General features: G+C 59.8%; 14 protein-coding genes. 7 read left to right on the forward strand and 7 right to left on the reverse strand.

Going from position 1 to position 20,810, the window contains the following annotated elements; genetic code table 11:
• Positions 1–137 precede the first annotated feature (137 nt).
• Both ACTJKV_RS07365 and greA read right to left on the reverse strand, forming a co-directional pair.
• Entirely contained in the window at positions 138–1,196 is a 1,059-nt protein-coding gene (locus ACTJKV_RS07365) for a glycosyltransferase family 4 protein (RefSeq protein ID WP_274102099.1), read from the reverse strand.
• A 31-nt stretch (positions 1,197–1,227) separates the two neighbouring features.
• Positions 1,228–1,704 (reverse strand): transcription elongation factor GreA, encoded by a 477-nt coding sequence (gene greA / locus ACTJKV_RS07370; protein WP_062426441.1) that lies wholly within the window; start codon positions 1,702–1,704, stop codon positions 1,228–1,230.
• A gap of 221 nt (positions 1,705–1,925) precedes the next feature.
• Between greA and ACTJKV_RS07375 the strand changes: the two genes are divergently transcribed.
• The 3 genes from ACTJKV_RS07375 to ACTJKV_RS07385 all read left to right on the forward strand — a co-directional run bounded on the left by ACTJKV_RS07375 (position 1,926) and on the right by ACTJKV_RS07385 (position 5,594).
• The gene (locus ACTJKV_RS07375; protein ID WP_062440378.1) at positions 1,926–3,158 is read left to right on the forward strand and encodes a putative DNA modification/repair radical SAM protein; all 1,233 of its coding nucleotides are present in this window, start codon (positions 1,926–1,928) and stop codon (positions 3,156–3,158) included.
• Positions 3,158–4,609, forward strand: a complete 1,452-nt coding sequence (locus ACTJKV_RS07380) for a UdgX family uracil-DNA binding protein (protein ID WP_274102101.1) — start codon at positions 3,158–3,160, stop codon at positions 4,607–4,609. The genes ACTJKV_RS07375 and ACTJKV_RS07380 overlap by 1 nt, the downstream gene beginning before the upstream one ends.
• 199 nt (positions 4,610–4,808) lie before the next feature.
• Positions 4,809–5,594 carry a YfdX family protein gene (locus tag ACTJKV_RS07385; protein WP_274102102.1) on the forward strand — a complete coding sequence of 262 codons (786 nt, stop codon included), beginning with the start codon at positions 4,809–4,811 and terminating at the stop codon, positions 5,592–5,594.
• Positions 5,595–5,684: 90 nt separating this feature from the next.
• Here ACTJKV_RS07385 and carB read toward each other — a convergent pair whose 3' ends face one another.
• The gene (carB, locus tag ACTJKV_RS07390; protein ID WP_062440386.1) at positions 5,685–9,170 is read right to left on the reverse strand and encodes a carbamoyl-phosphate synthase large subunit; all 3,486 of its coding nucleotides are present in this window, start codon (positions 9,168–9,170) and stop codon (positions 5,685–5,687) included.
• Between the two features lie 259 nt (positions 9,171–9,429).
• On the opposite strand from carB, the gene ACTJKV_RS07395 reads away from it, so the two are divergent.
• Together ACTJKV_RS07395 and ypfJ are read left to right on the forward strand one after the other, a co-directional pair.
• Positions 9,430–10,098, forward strand: coding sequence for a glutathione S-transferase (locus ACTJKV_RS07395; RefSeq protein WP_440598571.1), 669 nt, complete (start codon positions 9,430–9,432; stop codon positions 10,096–10,098).
• Positions 10,099–10,172: 74 nt separating this feature from the next.
• A complete protein-coding gene (gene ypfJ / locus ACTJKV_RS07400) occupies positions 10,173–11,069 on the forward strand; it encodes a KPN_02809 family neutral zinc metallopeptidase (RefSeq protein WP_440598572.1) in 897 nt (298 codons plus the stop codon).
• A 246-nt stretch (positions 11,070–11,315) separates the two neighbouring features.
• On the opposite strand, the gene ACTJKV_RS07405 is transcribed toward ypfJ, so the two are convergent.
• Together ACTJKV_RS07405 and ACTJKV_RS07410 are read right to left on the reverse strand one after the other, a co-directional pair.
• Positions 11,316–13,730 (reverse strand): YbcC family protein, encoded by a 2,415-nt coding sequence (locus ACTJKV_RS07405; RefSeq protein WP_440598573.1) that lies wholly within the window; start codon positions 13,728–13,730, stop codon positions 11,316–11,318.
• 5 nt (positions 13,731–13,735) lie between these two features.
• On the reverse strand, positions 13,736–15,319 hold the full coding sequence (locus ACTJKV_RS07410; RefSeq protein ID WP_440598574.1) for a proton-conducting transporter transmembrane domain-containing protein: 1,584 nt from the start codon (positions 15,317–15,319) through the stop codon (positions 13,736–13,738).
• 124 nt (positions 15,320–15,443) lie between these two features.
• On the opposite strand from ACTJKV_RS07410, the gene ACTJKV_RS07415 reads away from it, so the two are divergent.
• Complete coding sequence (locus ACTJKV_RS07415) at positions 15,444–16,319, forward strand: LysR family transcriptional regulator (RefSeq protein WP_440598575.1); 876 nt, start codon at positions 15,444–15,446, stop codon at positions 16,317–16,319.
• Here ACTJKV_RS07415 and ACTJKV_RS07420 read toward each other — a convergent pair.
• Together ACTJKV_RS07420 and mcpU are read right to left on the reverse strand one after the other, a co-directional pair.
• Positions 16,316–16,795 carry a DUF2938 domain-containing protein gene (locus ACTJKV_RS07420; protein ID WP_440598576.1) on the reverse strand — a complete coding sequence of 160 codons (480 nt, stop codon included), beginning with the start codon at positions 16,793–16,795 and terminating at the stop codon, positions 16,316–16,318. The genes ACTJKV_RS07415 and ACTJKV_RS07420 overlap by 4 nt on opposite strands.
• A 153-nt stretch (positions 16,796–16,948) precedes the next feature.
• Positions 16,949–19,036, reverse strand: coding sequence for a methyl-accepting chemotaxis protein McpU (mcpU, locus tag ACTJKV_RS07425; protein WP_440598577.1), 2,088 nt, complete (start codon positions 19,034–19,036; stop codon positions 16,949–16,951).
• Between the two features lie 317 nt (positions 19,037–19,353).
• Here mcpU and ACTJKV_RS07430 point away from each other — a divergent pair, with 317 nt between their 5' ends.
• Positions 19,354–20,757 (forward strand): MATE family efflux transporter, encoded by a 1,404-nt coding sequence (locus ACTJKV_RS07430; protein WP_440598578.1) that lies wholly within the window; start codon positions 19,354–19,356, stop codon positions 20,755–20,757.
• The last annotated feature ends 53 nt before the right edge of the window (positions 20,758–20,810 follow it).

The following is a 20,810-nucleotide window of genomic DNA, read 5'->3' on the forward strand; positions in this document are numbered from 1 at the left end:
GAAATCCTCATTGGGGATTGCAAACGGCAACTTCTGTGCTTGTGGTGCTCACCTACATTCAAGACGCCGTGCTCCGGTTCCCGAAACCATCACTTTCGCCGGCAAACGGCAATTTTTGAACCACCTGCAAAGCATCTTCATTCGAAGGCGACGTCTTGGTAGCACTTTGACAAGGCGTCCACTTCCTGCCGCAAATCAAATTTGTTCGTCGCCAGGATTCTTGCTTCTGCGCTTGCTGCTCTCAGTAATTGCTCGTCGCTCAGGAACAGGTTCGCCGCATTAGTCATCGCATCGAGATTATCGCGGCCAATGACGGTGCCGGTTTCGCCTTCACGCACCAATTCCGGAAAGGCTCCGACATCCGTTGCGATCACAGGCACACCCGTCGACATGGCTTCCAGAGGGGTGAGGCCAAATCCCTCCCAGCGCTGGGGGGCGATGAAGAGGTCAAGCGCGCGGTACCATTCGTTGATGTTGGTATGCTCTCCGACGAAGAGAATGCGGTCGGCAAGACCTGCGGCGCGCACTCTTTCCTTCAAGCCATTCTCGAAATCCACATGCGGACCTGTCGCGCGTCCGGCAACGATGGCCGACCATTGCGGGTGGTCTGGCAGAACGCGGATCATCGTGTCAACGAAGAGATCCGTACCCTTCTGGTGCCGTATACGGCCGAAGCAGCCGGCATATTTGCGCTGAGGATCGAGGCCGCGTGCGACTTTTGCCTCAGGCTTATCGGCGGGCGGGGAGAAGCGATCGGTGTCGATGCCGTGCATGATGACCGTGCTCGGTACCTCCAGATAAGAAGCCGTCTGGCTATTGGTGGCAATCACGCCATCCATTCTGGAAATCAGAAACTTGGTCCAGCCAGTGTGCTTACGCTGCGAGGCGGAGGTGAAGACGATCTTCAGCTTCATGCGCAGAATATCGCGCATGATGATGGCCGGCAGCATTTCTATATTGCGGCGCGCGTGCCAGACGCGCGGTCTGCCTGCCGGACCGTTTTGCCAGAGCCGCCACAGATCGCGGAAACGCACATATGGCAGGCTTTCGGGCAGGCCGGGGCCGATGACGGCGATCTTCTGCCCGAGCCGGTTCTGCACCGGCACGAGCTGAATGATCGTGGATGTCACGCCCGAGAGCCTGCGCTTGAAGTTCGGCGCAAGGACGCGGACATCTCTCAGATCGACATGGGGCAAGTCTTGAAGTCTCGCAACAGGAGCGGGGGATTCAGTTCCAGTTGACGGACAGGATCTCGTAGCCGCGCGAGCCGCCAGGCGCATTCACTTCAATGCTGTCACCGACTTCCTTGCCGATCAGGGCGCGGGCAATGGGAGAGGAGATCGAAATGCGACCTTCCTTCACGTCGGCTTCCTGATCGCCAACGATCTGATAGGTCTTTTCTTCATCGGTGTCTTCATCGATGAGCTTGACGGTGGCGCCAAACTTGATCTTGGAACCGGACATCTTGGAGAGATCGATGATCTCGGCGCGCGCAGTCAGATCTTCGAGCTCGGAGATGCGGCCTTCATTGTGGCTCTGCGCTTCCTTGGCGGCGTGATACTCGGCATTTTCCGACAGGTCGCCATGGGCGCGCGCTTCGGCGATCGCCTCGATGATGCGCGGGCGCTCTTCCTGCTGACGCCAGCGAAGTTCTTCCTGCAACTTGACGTAACCACCCTGGGTCATCGGTACTTTTTCTACCATCTTTTTATTCCTTCACATTCGCACCGCGGTAGTCGCAGACACAAAAAGAAACAGGTTCCGGAGCAAAACTTCGGAACCATGTCAAAATCACAATTTGTCGGACTATATCAGAAGAGCATCCTGAAATGCCAGCAAATTAAAAGGCCCGTAAAAAACAAGCATTTTCAATGTGCTCCGCTTGTGATTTGACTTTCGTCATTGGAACATATAAAGAACATACTATGAAGAAGTCAATCAAAGAGCGGCTTGCAGTTCTCTCGGATGCAGCGAAGTATGACGCCTCCTGCGCGTCCAGCGGGACCTCGAAACGCAACTCGGCGCAAAGCGGCGGGCTGGGGTCGACGGAGGGTTCGGGCATCTGTCATGCCTATGCGCCGGATGGTCGTTGTATCTCGCTTTTAAAGATTCTTCTGACCAATTTCTGCATCTATGATTGTGCCTATTGCATCAACCGTTCGTCGAGCAATGTCGAACGCGCACGCTTTACCGTGGAAGAGGTCGTGTGGCTGACGCTGGAATTTTATCGGCGAAATTACATCGAGGGTCTGTTTCTTTCTTCCGGCATCATTCGCTCTTCCGACCACACGATGGAGGAACTGGTGCGCGTGGCAAAAGAATTGCGCGTCACCCATGGCTTCCGGGGTTATATCCACCTGAAGTCCATCCCTGAAGCATCGCCGCATCTGATTGAAGAAGCGGGGCTTTATGCCGATCGTCTCTCAATCAATATCGAACTCCCGACCGATAGCGGAATTGGCAAGTTCGCGCCGGAAAAGCAGCCCGGCAATATTCGTCGCTCCATGGCGGATATCCGTTTGAAGATCGAGGAGGCGGGCGAGCCGACCCTGAAGACGAAGCGGGTCAAGACCTTTGCGCCGGCGGGGCAGAGCACGCAGATGATTGTCGGTGCCGACGGCGCCGACGACGGCACGATTCTTTCGACCAGTGCGCGGCTTTACGGAAGCTATGGCCTGCGGCGTGTCTATTACTCCGCCTTCAGCCCCATTCCGGATTCGTCGAAGAACCTGCCGCTCATCAAGCCGCCCTTGATGCGCGAGCACAGGCTCTATCAAGCCGATTGGCTCTACCGGTTCTACGGCTTCGACATCGGCGAGATTACCTCGACGCAACAGAACGGAATGCTCGATCTCGATATCGATCCCAAGCTCGCCTGGGCGCTCGGCAACCGCCAGAAGTTTCCTGTCGATGTCAATTCGGGTGAGAGAGAGATGCTGCTGCGCGTGCCTGGGTTCGGCGTGAAGACGGTGAACTCCATCCTGTCTTCGCGCCGCTTTCGGAGACTGCGCTTGGAAGATCTGGCGCGCTTTGGCGTATCGCTGAAGAAGGTGAAGGCGTTTGTCGTCGCGGATGGCTGGACGCCGGGCAAGTTGACCGAGCGGCCCGACCTGCGCGCCATGTTTACACCGCCACCGGAACAGTTGTCGTTGCTGTGATGTATGCGGTCGAACTGGAGGGCAGGGGCAATTTTTGCGAATGGCGCGATGCCGCGCGTTCGCTTCTTGCGGCGAGTGTGGCACCGAGCGAGGTGGATTGGCGGCTGAAGAGCGACCGCGGCACGCGTCTTGATTTCGAGCAGCAGGCCTCTCTACCGGTGGCGAAGACGCCAGCGCAGATCACGGTTCCATCGGCCTTCCTGCCATTGGCGGAGGCGATCATCTGCCACAGCGATCCGGCGCGCTTTTCTTTGCTGTATCGTCTCCTGTGGCGGCTGCAGCAGGATCGGGCGCTATTGCAGATCAAGGCCGATCCCGATGTTCAAGCGGCCCGGCAAATGGAGAAATCCGTCCGTCGCGACAGCCACAAGATGACCGCCTTCGTCCGTTTCAAGGAAGTGCCGGGCGAGGGCGCGCAAGCACGGCGCTGCTTCATTGCGTGGTTTGAGCCGGATCATTTCATTGTCGAGCGAAAGGCGCCGTTCTTCCAGCGGCGCTTCAACGACATGGATTGGCTGATCGCGACTCCGAAAGGGTCTGCGCGGTGGAATGGTCAATTGCTTGAGACGTCGCGCGAACCAGCGGAGCGGCCGGATATTTCCGACGAGACGGATGAGTTATGGCGCACCTACTATGCCAATATCTTCAATCCGGCGCGGCTGAAGATCAAAGCCATGACGGCGGAAATGCCGAAGAAATACTGGAAGAACCTGCCAGAGGCTGATCTCATCCCGGAACTTGTCATCGGCGCGGAGGCGCGCGTGCTTGGCATGGCGGCCAAGGCTGCGACCGAGCCGCAGATGTTTCACCATCGCATCCAGGCGGCGGCCGCAGCCAAGCCGCAGGAAGTGCTGCCGGATGCAAACACGCTCGCTGGCGTGAAGCGTGAAGCTCAAAGCTGTCAGATGTGCCCGCTACATTGTGCCGCAACGCAAACCGTCTTCGGCGAGGGGCCTGAGAAGGCGCAGGTGATGGTCGTCGGTGAGCAGCCGGGAGATCATGAAGATCTTGCCGGGCGACCCTTTATCGGTCCGGCGGGTAGGGTGTTCGATCAGGTCCTGGGGGAAACGGGGATCGAGCGTCCATCGCTCTATGTGACGAACGCGGTCAAGCATTTCAAATATGAGGCGCGGGGCAAGAAACGCATTCACCAACGACCCAATGCCGGTGAGGTTGAGCGTTGCCGTTGGTGGTTGACGCGGGAGATCGATCTTGTTCAGCCCAAGCTGATCGTCGCGATGGGCGCAACGGCGGTTTACGCTTTGACGGGGACGAAAGAGACGCTTTCGAGCGTTCGCAGCCGGCCGATCCCCATGGAGAATTCACGCATCCTCTTTGCCACGGTCCATCCATCCTACCTGCTTAGAATTCCCGACCCGGCACGTCAGGCGCAGGAGAGGGCGCTCTTCGTCGAAGACTTGCGCGCCGTGCGGCGATTGTCCGAAGCGTGAGGTGAAGCGTCCCCGCGTCTGGTTCTTGCTGCCGCAGTAGAACAGTTCGCCCTTTTCGAAAATGCGCTGTTTCTAAACATTAAAAGCCGTTCATGAAGTAATTGTAATGCGACTATCTCCGTTTTTGGGAGTTTAATCAGCATCAACATCCAACGGTGGTTAGGATGTTGTATGTGGAAGTTATAAAAGGATTTGTATCATGTCTATTCGTAATAATCTTGCTGTTATTCTTGTTGCCGGTACTATGCTCGGCGGAATTGCTTACACTGCCGAAGCTGCATCGGCAACTGCAGCGCAGACGGAAACCAAGGGCGCTGTTGTTCCGAATAAGGCCATCGACAAGGATGTTGGACGTCTCTCCCAGGACGGCGCACAGGCCTTGGCCGACATTCAGGCAACACGCCTGGCAATCTTCAACGCGAAGCCGGATGAGGCCAAGACCTTCATCAACAAGGCGAAGGACGAGCTGCAGAAGGCCTCCAAGGACGAAGCAGTCTTCATGAAGGCTGAAGCGGATCTGACGAAGCCCACCAAGGCACCCGTCGCTGGTGATGCAAAGGCAGATGCGAAGCCCGCATCTGCAACACCCATCCAATGGCTGCCAGTCGACTCGCAGTTGACGCTCGGTGAAGACTTCAAGGCAACGCCTGAAAAGGTCGCGGCCATCACCGAAGCCAACAAGAGCCTGAAGACCTCCGATCGCCAGGGTGCGCTTGAAAAGCTTGCTGTCGCGGATGTCGATGTCGAGTTCATCACCGCCGCCCTACCGCTCAATCAGACAGTCACCGATGTTGGCAAGGCTGCCGACCTGATCAACCAGGGCAAGTTCTATGAAGCCAATGCGGTGCTGAAGGATGTGACGGATAACGCGATGCTCAACATCGTCGATATCTACGGTCAGCCTTACAAGGCAAAGGCAGAAAAGCCTGCCAATGCCGCAGCGGTTACGCCTTCGACAGACAAGACCGCTGCTCCAAAGGGCTAATTGCCCTTCCACATACTGCAATGAAAATGGCCTCCCCGGTTGGGGAGGCCTTTGTTTTGAACACTTTACCTTTCGAACGGAAACGGTGCCTTAGAAATAGCTCTGCAGCGGCTTCACTTCGAGATTGCCGGCCTTCAGCGCCTTGATGGCAAGGGCTGCGGCTTCGGCACCGGCCATGGTGGTGTAGTAGGGGACCTTCTGCATCAGCGTTGCGCGGCGCAGCGACTTGGAGTCGGAGATCGCCTTGTTGCTGTCGGTGGTGTTGATGACCAGCTGGACCTGACGGTTGCGGATGCCATCCTCAATGTGAGGGCGACCTTCCTGCACCTTGTTGATCTTCTCGGCTGCGATGCCTTGCTCCGCGAGGAAACGCTGCGTGCCGCCGGTTGCCAGAACCTTGAAGCCTGCTTCCACCAGAATGCGGATCGCTGGCAGAACGCCTTCTTTGTCCTGATCGCGGACCGAGACGAACACCGTGCCGGAGCGCGGCAGGTCGACACCAGCACCCAACTGCGACTTGGCGAATGCCAGCGCGAAATCGGTATCGAGACCGATGACTTCGCCGGTGGAACGCATTTCCGGTCCGAGCAGAATGTCTACGCCGGGGAAGCGGGCGAAGGGGAATACGGCTTCCTTGACGGCGATGTGCTTCAAGTTGCGTGGATCGGGCTTCTCGCCGTAAGCGGCGATCGCCGCATCGAGCTTTTCACCCGCCATGACGCGGGCTGCGATCTTGGCAATCGGCGCGCCGATGGTCTTGGCGACGAAGGGCACGGTACGCGACGCGCGCGGGTTGACTTCCAGAACGTAGATGGTGCCGTCCTTGATGGCGTATTGCACGTTCATCAGGCCGCCGACCTTCAGCGCCTTGGCAAGTGCTGCCGTCTGGCGTTCCAGCTCATCCAGCGTTTCGGGCGAGAGCGAGCGGGCAGGCAGCGAGCAGGCGGAGTCGCCCGAGTGAATGCCGGCTTCTTCGATATGCTCCATGATGCCGGAGACGAAGACGCTTTCGCCGTCGCACAGCGCATCCACGTCCACTTCGACAGCATTGGTCAGGTAGCTATCGAAAAGCAGCGGGTTCTTGCCGAGCAGCGTGTTGATCTGGCCGGTCTTGTCGTTCGGGTAGCGCTGCTTGATGTCTTCCGGCACGAGGCCCGGAACGGTATCGAGGAGATAGGTCTGCAGCTGGCCTTCCGAATGGATGATCTGCATGGCGCGGCCACCCAGAACGTAGGAGGGGCGAACGACCAATGGGAAGCCAATTTCGGAGGCGACGAGACGCGCCTGTTCGACCGAGTAGGCGATGCCGTTGTTCGGCTGCGCCAGATCGAGCTTCATCAGCAGCTTCTGGAAGCGGTCGCGGTCTTCGGCAAGGTCGATCATGTCCGGTGCGGTGCCGAGGATAGGAATGCCGTTCTTTTCCAGCGCTTCTGCTAGCTTCAGCGGCGTCTGACCACCGAACTGCACGATGACGCCGACCAGTTCGCCCTTTTCCTGTTCCGCGCGCATGATCTCGATCACGTCTTCGGCGGTCAGAGGCTCGAAATAGAGGCGGTCGGAGGTGTCGTAGTCGGTGGAAACCGTCTCCGGGTTGCAGTTGATCATGATCGCTTCGAAGCCCGCATCCTTCAGCGCGAAGGCGGCATGGCAGCAGCAATAGTCGAATTCGATGCCCTGGCCGATACGGTTCGGACCGCCGCCGAGGATGACGACCTTCTTGCGGTCGGACACTTGTGCTTCGGAGCGCAGCGCGCCGACGAAAGGCATCTCATAGGTGGAGTACATGTAGGCGGTCGGAGAGGCGAACTCGGCAGCGCAGGTATCGATGCGCTTGAAGACCGGGCGCACATTTAGGCTGTTCCGCAGCTCGGCCACTTCCTTCGGGCGCTTGCCGGTCAGCGAGGCGAGGCGGGCGTCGGAGAAGCCCATGGCCTTCAGCATGCGCAGGTTTTCGGCATCGGTCGGCAGGCCGTGTTCGCGCACACGCGCTTCCATATCGACGATCGCCTTGAACTGGGCGATGAACCATGGATCGATCTTGGAGTTCTCGTGCACTTCGGCTTCGGACATCCCCGTGCGCAGCGCCTGAGCAACCATGCGCAGGCGGTCCGGCGTCGGCGTGCCTATGGCAGCGCGGATGGCGTTCTTGGAGCCTTCGCCTTCTTCGTAACCGGGGATTTCGATCTCATCGAGACCGGTGAGGCCGGTTTCCATGCCGCGCAGCGCCTTCTGCAGCGATTCGGCAAATGTACGGCCAATTGCCATCACTTCACCAACCGACTTCATGGCGGTGGTGAGGATCGGCGAAGCGCCGGGGAATTTTTCGAAGGCAAAGCGCGGGATCTTCGTCACGACATAGTCGATAGACGGTTCGAAGGAGGCAGGCGTTGCGCCTCCCGTGATGTCGTTGTCGAGTTCGTCCAGCGTGTAGCCGATGGCAAGCTTGGCCGCGACCTTGGCGATCGGGAAGCCGGTTGCCTTCGAGGCAAGCGCGGAGGAGCGCGACACGCGAGGGTTCATTTCGATGACGACGAGGCGGCCATCCTTCGGGTTGACGGCGAACTGGACGTTCGAGCCGCCGGTTTCGACACCGATCTCACGCAGAACCGCAATCGAGGCGTTGCGCATGATCTGGTATTCTTTGTCCGTCAGCGTCAGGGCCGGGGCAACGGTGATCGAGTCGCCGGTGTGAACGCCCATCGGGTCGATGTTTTCGATGGAGCAGATGATGATGCAGTTGTCCGCCTTGTCGCGGACGACTTCCATTTCATATTCCTTCCAGCCGAGAACCGATTCTTCGACCAGAACTTCCGTCGTCGGCGAGGCATCGAGGCCGCCAGAGACGATATCGAAAAATTCCGAGCGGTTATAGGCAATGCCGCCGCCGGTGCCGCCAAGCGTGAAGGACGGGCGAATGATCGCTGGCAGGCCGACATGGTCGATCGCCTGGGCGGCAATTGCCATGGCATGCGCCATGTAGCGCTGCTTGCGGTCCGTCTCGCCGAGGTTCCACTGGTTTTCCAGCTCGTCCAGAGCCTTGTCGAGGTCGGCGCCGGAAAGCTTGCTCTTCACCTCTGCGCGGGCTGCCTCATGCTTCTTGCGGTCGGCGTCCTTGATCTCGGTGGCGTTTGCCAGCATCGAACGCGGGGTTTCGAGACCGATCTTGGCCATGGCTTCGCGGAAGAGGGCGCGGTCTTCGGCCTTGTCGATCGCTTCCGGCTTGGCGCCGATCATCTCGACATTGTAGCGGTCGAGCACGCCCATGCGCTTCAAGGAGAGCGCGGTGTTGAGTGCCGTCTGGCCGCCCATGGTGGGCAGCAGTGCATCGGGGCGTTCCTTGGCAATGATCTTGGCGACCACTTCCGGCGTGATCGGTTCGACGTAAGTCGCGTCCGCAAGGCCGGGGTCGGTCATGATGGTGGCGGGGTTGGAGTTGACCAGGATGACCCGGTAACCTTCTTCCTTCAGCGCCTTACAGGCCTGAGTGCCGGAATAGTCGAATTCGCATGCCTGACCGATGACGATCGGTCCCGCGCCAATGATGAGGATGGATTTGATATCTTGGCGCTTTGGCATGGCTCTCGTTCCGCTTTCGTGTTGCGCAAAAAACGGCCATGGTGAAACTTCACCGGCCGGGGCGCGCAATTCCAAATCTTTTCAGGCTAGAAGCGGCTTATAGGCAAATGTTTTGGCGAACGGAACCCCGAATCTTCGCTTTCCGACAGGAAAGTTCTCGCGCCGCAAAAGGATCATGCCGGGTGATCCTTCGCGCGTTGTCAAACGTAAGCTTCTTCAACCGCTTAAATCGTAGCCTCCAACCGGATGCAGGATAATCATGATCATTGTTCATTACCTGGAAAATTCCCGCGCGCACCGTATTCTCTGGCTGCTGGAGGAACTTGAGCTTCCCTATGAGGTGAAGACCTACAAGCGCGGGTCGGATATGCGCGCGCCGAAGAGCCTCAAACAAGTCCATCCGCTCGGCAAGTCTCCGGTGATCGAGGATCGGGGCACGGTCTATGCAGAGAGCGGCGCGATCATTGAATATCTGCTCGATACCTATGGAGAGGGCAGGTTCCGGCCGGAGAAAGACACGGACGGCTATCGGCGCTATCTTTACTGGCTGCATTATGCCGAAGGATCGGCCATGCCGCTTCTGTTGCTCAAGCTTCTCTTCTCCCGCCTGCCGAGCCAGATGCCGTTTTTCCTAAGGCCCGTGGCGGGTATGATCTCCAAGGGCGTGGCGGCAAAGCTCATCGATCCGCAACTGATCGACCATGTGGCCTATTGGGAGGCCGAGCTTTCCAGGGACGGCTATTTTGCCGCAGACACGTTGACCGGCGCGGATATTGCCATGAGCTTTCCGGTCGAGGCGGCCATGAGCCGCGCGGACGGCGTTGGCGAAACGAAAGCGATCAGGCGCTTTCTCGATACCATACGCGCACGGCCTGCCTACCAGCGCGCGCTTGAGAAAGGCGGAGCCTATATCTACGCGCGCAGCTGACACGAGTACTCCTCTTGCGGGAACGCTTTGCGGTAGTTAGCGTTTAGCGCAAGCATATTGAAGGGGAGATTGCCATGCAGTGGAGAGGGCGCCGCCAGTCGGACAACATCGAAGATAGACGCGGCATGTCGACCGGCGGGATGGGCGGCGGTGGTGGTTTTCGCTTACCGACCGGCGGTCGCGGTGGTGGTATCGGTATCGGCGGTCTTGTCGTTATTTTGCTGATCAGCTGGGCGCTTGGCATTAATCCGCTCGCCTTGCTCTCAGGCGATATGTCGACGGATAGCGGCGGTCAGCAGCAACAGACCGGAACGCGCCCGCAAGGCCAATCCAGTGATGAGACGACGGCGTTCGTGCGCACCATTCTGGCGGAGACCGAAGATACCTGGGGCAAGATCTTCCAGGCATCCGGTGAAACCTATCAGAAGCCGACATTGGTTCTGTTCTCCGGCCAGGTTCGCTCGGCCTGCGGCAACGCGACGTCGGCATCCGGCCCGTTCTACTGCCCGGTGGATCGCAAGGTCTATCTGGACACCGACTTCTTCCGCGAGCTTTCACAGCGTTTCGGCGCGTCGGGCGATTTTGCTCAGGCCTATGTGATTGCGCATGAGGTGGGCCATCACGTCCAAAACCTCACCGGCGTGCTTCCTGAATTCAACCAGCGTCGCCAGTCTATGAGCGAGAGCCAGGCCAACGCGCTTTCGGTGAAGGTGGAACTGCAGGCCGATTGCTATGCCGGCATCTGGGGCAAGTCCACACAGCAGAAGGGCATCCTCGAAGCCGGCGATCTGGAAGAGGCACTGAACGCCGCCCACCAGATTGGCGACGATACGCTGCAGAAGAAAACGCAGGGCTATGTCGTTCCCGACAGCTTCAATCACGGCACTTCGGCGCAGCGCGTCGAATGGTTTCGCCGCGGGTTTGAGAGCGGGCGGGTTGAGGATTGCGATACATTCTCGGCTGATATTTAAGGGGCATCCCGAGTTCTCCTCGTCATCCTCGCCCTTGAGGCGAGGATCCATATCTTCCGGGGCAGTCAACGGCTTATGGATCCTCGGGTCGAGCCCGAGGATGACGGCAGTAGAGGTCTAGACCTCCCGCATTACGATGAACGCCGCGTTTCTTTTATGAGAAAACGCGGGCCCCGTTGAGGCGCCGCGGCGTCCCTTTGAGAAACCACAGCGCGTTGAACTTGGGGGAGCAACCAGATCGACGATTTAACTCGCCAGCCTCCGCGACGGAGCGTCCCTCTCTCCGCCGTCCATCTTCTCCCAAGTTCCACCGTTCCCGTAACGCCATGCAAGCTGGCCTTGATCGTCGATTGTGATGAGCGCGAGCCAGCCATTGTCAAACAGCGCGCTCACCTGCGGATGCCGACGCAGGATGTCGGCGATCGCCTCTTTCGGGGCCTCCACGGCGACAGTCAGCCGCAGCGGTTCGTGGACCAGTTTTTCGCCATCATACACCGACTGCCAGGGTAGCCCGGCGCGCAGATCGCCGCCATTGCCTTCCACCACGCCGATGCCGCCGACGACATTGTGCAGCAGTTTGTTGCCCGCACCGAAGAGGGAGGGTGCAACCGCCGAGCCGAAATATTGCAGGCTGATCCAGCTTGCGACAACCACAGGTGCGGTCAGGATCAGCTCGAGGATTTTGAAGTCCTTGTCCTTTTGCCAGACATAGTCATGCAGAAAGGCCTGTCCCTCCAGCGATTTGCCCGCCGTGCGTGCCCGTGGAGCGGCGATGAAGGCGCGGCACCCGGCAAGGCCGAATTCCGGCCGGGTCTCCGACCAGTCGCGGCTGCGCGCATGCAGATTATCCGCTGTCGCCCGAGGGAGGTTGCGTGCACGCTCTGCTCTCGTCAGGCGGCCAGCATCCGCCAGCCATTTGCGCAGTTGAGCCAGATCTTTCGAAGCGATGTTGCAGTCCAGATCATCTTCGAAGAGCGTGACGGCGTCCGTCGTCGTGTCGTGCAGGCCAGCAAGGAAGATGGTGTCGTCCGGAATGGCGATCCCTTTTGCTAACAGGGCCTCACGCACCGCCCGATCGTTGATGAGATCGGCCAGCAGCCGGGCATTGACGTCACCCGCATGGCCGCCGCAGGCGCCGCAATGCAGCGCGCTGGCGTAAGGGTTGTTGACGACATTGGCGCCGTGACCGCAGATCAGCACGAAGCGGCCGAAGCCCTCGGTCAGCGACATGGCTTTCAGCACCCTTTCCGCCATGGCTGCTTTCGTTTCCAGGTCGAGGTTTTGGACAAAGCGAGGCTTGGCCTTGTCGGGCTTCGCACCCTTGGTGAAACGCAGGCCGTCGCGCAGAAGCTTGCCGGCATAGACCGGCCCCATCGCTTCGACGAAGGCGAAGGAGGAGACGGCGGCGAGCTTGAACCGGCCCCAGGCACGGATAGCCCGCGCACCGAAGCGGGCCTTCTGGTCAGCCTCCTGATTGTCATCGACTGCGCTGCAGGTGAAGACGGATGGCTTCAGCAGCACCGGTAGCCGGTGTTCTGCGACATCGGAGGCAAAGCCGTGATGGCTGGCGCCAAGGCCGAAGAAGCCGGCAAAACCGATTGTACGGATGGAGGGGTCCATGCTTTCGAGGGACCGCCGGAAGACTTCGGAACGGACATCGATGCAGAAGGCTGCCTGCAGTATCGGCCGCTGGTCTGCCACGGTCGCGGTCGAAGGCGCGGCGAGAGCGGCTGCGAGCTTCCTCTGGGCCGCGTGCTCGGCCGCAGACTGCAGAAGGTTGTCGATCTGGATGTCGCGATTGGCGAGAACAGGCTCCACATGGGCTGTGCGGACCTTGCGCCACTCGGCCTCGATATCCGTCTTGTGCTGCAGGTATAGCGCTTCCTCGAACACCAGCCGGATTGCGAGAAGCTCAAGCGCTGTTGTGTCGACGCCGCCGTCGACTTCGGCCTTGAACTGGATGTGGCGGGCATATTGCGCCCAGCCACCCAGCGTCAGTAGCAGCTGGTGGAAATAGGTGCCGGGCTCTGCGCCAAGCCCAAGCGAAACGGAAGCCCGTTCGATGGCGGCATGGGGCGTTTCGGGAGTGTCCGACACATGGATGCCGAAGCCCTTGAGACCGAGAATTTCCGGGGTGAGGTCATGGGTGGCAAAGGCCCGCCAGGCGCCGTAAAGGCCGTTGCGTCTCGATGCCGCCCAAAGGGCCTGACCCTGATCGAAAAAGCCCGCAGCGAAAGTCCCGATCCGATCCGAGATCAGGCCCGGCCAATCATGATCCGTCGCCTTTGACGCAAGATCCGCCACGGTGGGCAGAGCGCGGATGGGTGACGCTTCCTTCGAGAGGGCAGCCTTGATCGCAGCCAGATCGATGCTCGGGTCTGCGGCGTTCGTCTGGAGTGCCGCGAGGATGTCCTCATCCGTCATGTCACCCTTGGCGATCTTGTCTGCAAAATGCTTGCGGGGTAAAGCAAGCCCTACGCCGCCGATGCGGGCAAGCAGTGCCGCCGTCTTATCGAAGCTCTCGTTCGACTGACCGAGGAAAGGGTTGACGGCAACCGTCGCCGTCAAGGGCCAGGCAGGTGGAATGGCCCGCACGGCCTGATCTGCAGCTTTTGCCAGAGCATCGCCGTGAAGTGTATCGACTGGGGTTATGGTGGTCATGAGACTTACTCCTTCACGGAAGCGGAGGTTGCGGAGGTGGAGGCGGGGAGTTTCCAGCCACCAAGCAGGCGATCGAAGAGGGCATTGACGTAAAGCCCGTTTGCGAGGTGGACGCGCAGACCGGCTGCTGCCGGATGATAGGCCCAGAGAGGAAAGAGCGACTGGGCGACGGCGACGAGGCCGAAGGTAACGACGGCCAGCAGCATCAGCGTCCACTCCAGTGGGCCGGGCTGGGGTGGAGGTGGGAGCGTACCGTGCATCAGCCCGTCAGCGATCTTCTGCAGGGCGAAATAGGCAGTTGCGGCCAGCATGGCGTAGAGCGAGGTGCGCCAGGTGAGCGCCCATGGAGCGGCATCCGCCAGACCCTGGGCGATCAGATAGGCCACGCCAAAGATCAGGATCGCGCCGAGTGCCAGTGCCTGCGGTGGCTTGTCGGCGAAGCCGAAGAGGAGGCCGATCACCGCATAGATGGCAAGAGCCAGCAGGAAGGCACGACCGACCGCCTTGGCATTGGGGATGGTGATTGGGCCGGGACGCCGGATCGAGGCGACGGTTTCGATTGCCGATCCGGAGGCCAGAAAGGAATGAGCCTTGTAGAGCGAATGCGCGACGATGTGCAGCAGGGCAATCGGGAAGAGTGCCAGGCCGCATTGCAGGATCATGAAGCCCATCTGCGCCACTGTCGACCAGGCGAGCGAGGTCTTGACCGCAGATTGGGTCAGCATCACCACACTGCCGAAAATCGCCGTGAAGCCGCCGACCATGACCAGAGCCGCAAGGACGATGGGGGCCTGCAGCATGACATCGGCGAAGCGGATCAGGAGGAAGCCGCCGGCATTGACGACGCCGGCATGGAGAAGCGCAGAAACCGGAGTCGGCGTCTCCATGACTTCCGTCAGCCATCCATGGGTGGGGAACTGTGCGGACTTCAACAGAGCAGCGACAGCCAGAAGTGCTGCAGCGGCGATCGTCAGCGGCAGGCCTTGTCCCTGCTGCGCTTCGAGAAGGATGGTGGCGATGTCACCGGTCTGGAAGGTGACGGCAAGCAGGACAACGGCGCCGATCAGGGCGAGATCGCCCAGCCGCGAGACGAAGAACTTCTTGCGCGCTGCGCGCCTTGCAGCAATCCGCTCCGGATAGAAGATCAGCAACTGGTGAAGCAGAAGACTTGCCGCACACCAGCCGATGACGAGCTGCAGCAACGTGCCGGATTGCACGAGCAGCAGAACCGCGGCAAGCGTTGCCGTCATCCAGCCGGTAAAGGGTCCTTGCCGGGCTTCGCCATCGAGAAAGGTCCCGGCATAGCGCAGCACGACCCAGCCGATGAAGGAGACGAGCAGAAGCATCACCAGGCTGACGAAGTCGAGCCTCGAGGCGAGCGCCACGTAGCCATAGCCGATCATCGGGCTCGTGCCGGGTCCGTAGAGAGCGAGGACGAGGCCTGAGAGGAGAGCGACGAGAATGGACGCGAGCGCGGCCAGTTCGGCAAGGCGGATCGCCGCGCGCGGACGAAGACCCGGTGCCTTGAAGGCACTATACGAGGCATAGGCGAGAAGAAGCGGTGCGAGGAGCGGTAGAGCGTAGATCACGAGAGTTCTCCGGTCTGTGGGCTGCTTGGGAGGATGAGCAGCGGCGTGTGACAGACGGATTATCAGGAACCAAAGCCCTATAAAAATTCATTGTTTCTCTCAAAACGTTCTATAAAATAGAACGATGTCCGATCTGAATTATCATCATCTTCGCTATTTTCGCGCTGTTGCTCATGACGGCAATCTGACGCGCACGGCAGAGCGGCTGAACCTGTCGCAGTCGGCATTGTCCATTCAGATCAAGCAGTTGGAGGAGCGGCTCGGTCACGCGCTCTTCGAGCGGCGAGGGCGGCAGCTTTACCTGACGGAAGCTGGTCGCATTGCGCTTGACCGCGCCGACACGATCTTTGCTGCTGGTGAGGAGCTGATCGAGACTTTGAAGGAGACGGGACGCAGCCGCCGCGCCATCCGCATTGGCGCACTCGCCACGCTGTCACGCAACTTCCAGATCGAGTTTCTGCGCCCGATCCTCGGACGTTCGGATGTCGACATGATTCTGCGCTCGGGTAGTACGAGCGAGCTTTTGGGCGCGCTGGAAACGCTGAACCTCGATATCGTTCTCCTGAACCAGCCGCCGATGGCCGATTCCGTCACACCCTTCATCGCCCAACATATCTATCAGCAGCGGGTCAGCCTTGTCGGCAGGCCGTCCTTCGGCAAGCCGGGAGCGACGCTCGCTGATCTTTTGGCCGAACATCCGGTGATCCTGCCGACGCTCGAAAGCAGCGTGCGTACCCAGTTCGAGGCTCTGACCGCGCGGCTTGGCCTCAGTCCTCAGATCTCAGCCGAAGTCGATGACATGGCGATGATGCGTCTTCTGGCACGCGAGGGGGCAGGGCTTGCGGTTCTGCCACCCATCGTCGTCAAAGGAGAACTGGAGGCCGGTACGCTGGTGGAGTTCGATGCGCTGCCGGGCATGGTCGAATCCTTCTACGCTGTGACGATCAAGCGCCGTTTCCCCAACCCGCTGTTGAAGCCGCTTCTGCAAGGTGAGAGTTAGGCAATCAGCAGCGCAGTGACAAACATGCCAAGCGCGAAGATCGTATGAGCAACGAGGTTGAGCGCGCGCACCTTGTTGGGGTTCGGTGTCTTGGAGGCAGCCCAGCCGATGCCGAGGCCGGGTTGGAGCAGGAACCAGCCCGCACCCACGGTAACGATGCCGACGATGAAGGGTAGCAGGAAGGTCGGGGCCGTAAACCAGCCCGGTGGCGCGATCAACGCAAGGATAATGCCGTAGAGAATGCCGACCGCATAGTGGGCGATCCAGCCGATCGCGACCTCATTGGCGTGCGGTTCGGCCTTTGCAATACTGTCGTGGAAGACTTTGCCCTTGGGCAGGTGCCAGAACCAACGGCCGACGGGACCCCAATTGGCGGGCGATTGGCCGAAAGCGCGGTGGAGGATGATCGCCCAGATATCCATGAAGAGCGTACCGCCAATGCCCATCGCCGTGCCGCGCCAGAAAATCTCCCACATCCGTTGTCCCTCCCGAATCGTGATGTGGAGAAGATGGCTCGCGCCTGAGGGGGAGGCAAGGGCAGGCAGACCCTCTGGCCTCTGGGGTAAAAGAAAAAGGCCCGAAAACCGCTCGCGGTTCTCGGGCCGCGTTTGTGTGGTCTAGGCTGACGATCAGGCAGCCTGGCCGTAGCCTCTATGTCGGCTTTCGTTCTGCGAGAGCTTGAACTGCGCGAGCAGTGTTTTCAGGGCCGCGGCTTCTGTCGCGAGGCCGTGGCTCGCGGCCGTCTGTTCTTCCACCATCGCGGCATTCTGCTGCGTTCCCTGGTCGATCGTGTTGATTGCGGTGTTGATCTCCTGCAGACCGGTCGACTGTTCGCGGGTAGCAAGCACGATGGCGTCGATGTGCTTGTTGATCTCCTGTACTTCCGCAACGATGGTTTCCAGCGCCTTGCCGGCATTGCCGACCAGCGTCACGCCGGATTCAACCTGCGTGGTAGACGTGCTGATCAAGGTCTTGATTTCCTTGGCGGCATTGGCAGAGCGTTGCGCGAGCTCGCGCACTTCCTGTGCAACGACAGCAAAGCCCTTGCCTGCTTCGCCGGCGCGGGCTGCTTCCACGCCCGCATTGAGGGCCAGCAGGTTGGTCTGGAACGCAATCTCGTCGATGACGCCGATGATCTTGGAGATTTCGTTGGAGGAGTGCTCGATGCCTTCCATGGCCTTCACTGCATCGCCAACGACGACACCGGATTGTTCTGCGTTCTGGCGCGCACGCTCCACCAGGCGACCGACCTCTTCGGCGCGCTTGGCCGAATCCTTGACGGTGGTGGTGATTTCCTCAAGCGCTGCGGCGGTCTCTTCGACGGAGGCTGCCTGCTGCTCGGTGCGCTTGGAGAGATCGTCCGCCGAGTGACGGATTTCGCTCGCACCGGCATCGATGGCGTTGGCATTGTGGCCGACATTGACGAGGGCCGCATTGAGCTTGGCGATGGAGGCGTTGAAGTCGGACCGCAGGCGATCGACGCGCGCGACGAAGGGCGTGTTGATGCGGTGGTTGAGGTTGCCATTGGAGAGATGGGTCAGGCCTTCGGCCAGCGCATCGACGGCGAACTGGATATCGGAGCTGTCCTTGGCGGATTGGCGCTCGCGTTCAGCCCGCTCCTGTTCCGTCATGGTGCGGTTGCGCTCGGCATCGCCCTCCAGACGCTGGCGCTCCAGCGCATTGGTGCGGAAGACGGCAACGGCGCTGGCCATCGAGCCGATCTGGTCGGTGCGCTCCTGGCCGGGGATGGCGACGTTGAGGTTGCCGGCGGCAAGCTGCTCCATGGCGAAGGTCATGCGCGTCACCGGCGTGATGACCACGCGGCTCAAAAGCAGAACCAGGCAGCCGATCATGCCGGCAACCGCGAGAGCCGTGGCGATGATCGCGGCAACGCGGAAGGTCGAAACGGAGGCGAAAGCGGCCTTGCTGTCGACGACGAAGCCCAGGTGCCAGCTGACCGAGGGCAGACCCGGCACCGGAATGAAGCCGATGATCTTATCGGCACCGTTCAACTGCGTCTGGCTGAGCGCCGTGCTGATCTTCGGCGTGTCTGTCGGGAAGAGATCTGCAAGCGTCTTGGAAATCACGCCCGCATCCGGGTGGATCAGGATCGTTCCGTCATTATTGACGAGGAAGGCGTAGCCATCCGGGCCGGCATTGATCTTCTTGATCATCTCGACAAGGCTCGTCAGCGTGAAGTCGCTTGCGGCGACGCCTGCGAGCTTGCCGTTGCGCTTCACCGGAATGGCGGCGCTGACGACCAGTTCGCTGGTGGAGGAATCGATATAGGGCTCGGTCAGGATCGGCGCGTTGACCGCAACAGCCGCCTGGTACCAGGGGCGTTTGCGTGGATCGTAGCCTTCCGGCATCTTCTCGTTTGGCCAAGTGGTGAACACACCGGCCTCATCGCCGAAATAGGTGGACTTGAATTCGCGCACCAGAACGTCGTTCTCGAGCGCCTTGTCAAGCGTGACCTGGTCGGCGCCCTTGCTTAGCGCCGAAGCAACCATCTCGGTCATGATGACGCGACCGTTCAGCCAGTTGGCAATGCTGAGGGCTGCTTCTTCACCGGTAGAGCTCACCTTGTCGGAGACAAAGCTGTTGGCGGCGCCGCGTTGGAGGCTGTCGATATAGAGGGAGAAGCCGGCAAAGGCAGCGACGACAAGGCAGGATGCGGAAATGACGATCCGCGTCATCAAGTTCGATTTCGTGGACAAGAGATGGTCCTCGGATGGCCCGGCATGAAGCCGGATTGACTGGAAACATGCCACTGGCAATTGCGGCGCGCGTCATGCACCCGAGAATTGATTTTCGTCAGTTAAGAAGCGTTAGAGTGAAAACTGTAAACATAAGCTTAAGCTGATGTTTTCCATAGTGCTTCGCGGATCGATCGACTTGATCTTCCGTAACGGCAACGGAAAGCTTGATTTTGAGGCAGCGCGCCTTTTTGTTGCGCAGTTCTGCCAAGTCTTTTATGCATAGCATCGACCGCTTCCAGCATACTCTGGAAGCGGTTTCAGTTTGAGGTGAGATCATGTCTTCGTCGGTAGCTGTCGGGAACGCGTCGCAAGGCGGCAGTTCATGGGCCGCGCATTTGCGCGCTACGCTTGCATTGGGTATTCCACTCATCGGAGCGCAACTCGCGCAGCTTGGCATCCATACGACCGACATGATCATCGTCGGTCAGCTTGGTGCGGAAAAGCTTGCTGCCATGGTGCTGGCCGGTCAGTTCTTCTTCGTCGTTTTCATCTTCGGCTCCGGCTTTTCGGTCGCGGTCGTCCCCATGGTTGCCAATGCCTACGGGCAGGGGGATGCGACATCAGCCCGGCGCGCGCTTCGGATGGGCATGTGGGTTGCGATTGTCTATTGGCTGCTGGCGCTTGGCATTTTTCACAATGCGGAGCGCATTCTGGTGGCGCTTGGGCAAAATCCGAATGTGGCGAAGCTGACCGGCGATTATCTTGCCATTTCCAAGTTCGGTATGCTTCCGGGCCTGCTTTTCTATGTGATGCGCGGTCTGGTCAGCGCTATCGGGCGTGCGAGCATTGTTCTCTATGCGACGATCGCCATGCTGCTGATCAACGGCGTTCTGGCCTATGGCCTCGTTCTCGGCCATTTCGGCTTGCCCGCCATGGGCATGAATGGTGCTGCCGTCGTGGCCGTCATCGTCAATCTTTTCAGCCTCGTGTTCATCGTCGTCTATATTCAGACCCAGGAGGAAACACGCCAGTACGAGCTCTTCGTGCGCTTCTGGAAGCCGGACTGGAAGGCGCTTGGCGAAGTCTTGCGTCTCGGTCTTCCCATCAGCATCACCATTCTGGCGGAAGTCACGCTGTTTTCGGCCGCTTCCATTCTGATCGGCCAGATCGGCACGATCGAACTTGCGGCCCATGGTATTGCGCTGCAATTGGCATCGCTTGCCTTCATGATCCCGCTTGGGCTGTCGCAGGCCGCAACGGTGCGTGTTGGCGTTGCCCATGGCAGAGGCGATTATCCCAATCTGATCCGCGCCGCCATCACCGTCTATGCGGTTGCCTGCGTCATTGCGATTTGTGGCGGGATACTGTTCGCGGCAGTGCCTGGAAGGCTAGGCAGCCTGTTTCTCGATGAGCGGCTGCCGGAAGCCCCACAGGTGCTGGCTTATGCGTCGACGCTGATCATCATGGCAGGTCTATTCCAGCTTGTGGACGGTATCCAGGCCGTGGCCGCGGGCCTGTTGCGCGGGTTGAAGGATGCACGCGTGCCAGCTTTTCTGGCTCTGATTTCCTATTGGCCGATCGGCTTTGGCCTTGCCTGGACCATGGCCTTTCCACTCGGCTTCGGGGGCGTGGGCGTCTGGTCCGGCTTTGTTGTGGGGCTGAGTGCTGCGGCGATCATGCTCACCACGCGCTTCTATCTGCTGGTGAAGCGGGAAATGAAAGCGGCAGGTAAAGCTTGAAACGAAAACGGCCCGCTTTGAGGCGGGCCGAGCATTATCTGGAGTAAAGCCGA

The organism is Agrobacterium sp. 22117 (genome assembly GCF_052045735.1).
Taxonomy (GTDB): Bacteria; Pseudomonadota; Alphaproteobacteria; order Rhizobiales; family Rhizobiaceae; genus Agrobacterium; species Agrobacterium cavarae.

What these genes read in the sequence shown, in the direction of transcription:
- greA (WP_062426441.1), bottom strand. Translation starts at nt 1,704, where the DNA reads ATGGTAGAAAAAGTACCGATGACCCAGGGTGGTTACGTCAAGTTGCAG.
- ACTJKV_RS07375 (WP_062440378.1), top strand. Translation starts at nt 1,926, where the DNA reads ATGAAGAAGTCAATCAAAGAGCGGCTTGCAGTTCTCTCGGATGCAGCG.
- ACTJKV_RS07380 (WP_274102101.1), top strand. Translation starts at nt 3,158, where the DNA reads ATGTATGCGGTCGAACTGGAGGGCAGGGGCAATTTTTGCGAATGGCGC.
- ACTJKV_RS07385 (WP_274102102.1), top strand. Translation starts at nt 4,809, where the DNA reads ATGTCTATTCGTAATAATCTTGCTGTTATTCTTGTTGCCGGTACTATG.
- carB (WP_062440386.1), bottom strand. Translation starts at nt 9,170, where the DNA reads ATGCCAAAGCGCCAAGATATCAAATCCATCCTCATCATTGGCGCGGGA.
- ACTJKV_RS07395 (WP_440598571.1), top strand. Translation starts at nt 9,430, where the DNA reads ATGATCATTGTTCATTACCTGGAAAATTCCCGCGCGCACCGTATTCTC.
- ypfJ (WP_440598572.1), top strand. Translation starts at nt 10,173, where the DNA reads ATGCAGTGGAGAGGGCGCCGCCAGTCGGACAACATCGAAGATAGACGC.
- ACTJKV_RS07405 (WP_440598573.1), bottom strand. Translation starts at nt 13,730, where the DNA reads ATGACCACCATAACCCCAGTCGATACACTTCACGGCGATGCTCTGGCA.
- ACTJKV_RS07415 (WP_440598575.1), top strand. Translation starts at nt 15,444, where the DNA reads ATGTCCGATCTGAATTATCATCATCTTCGCTATTTTCGCGCTGTTGCT.
- ACTJKV_RS07420 (WP_440598576.1), bottom strand. Translation starts at nt 16,795, where the DNA reads ATGTGGGAGATTTTCTGGCGCGGCACGGCGATGGGCATTGGCGGTACG.
- ACTJKV_RS07430 (WP_440598578.1), top strand. Translation starts at nt 19,354, where the DNA reads ATGTCTTCGTCGGTAGCTGTCGGGAACGCGTCGCAAGGCGGCAGTTCA.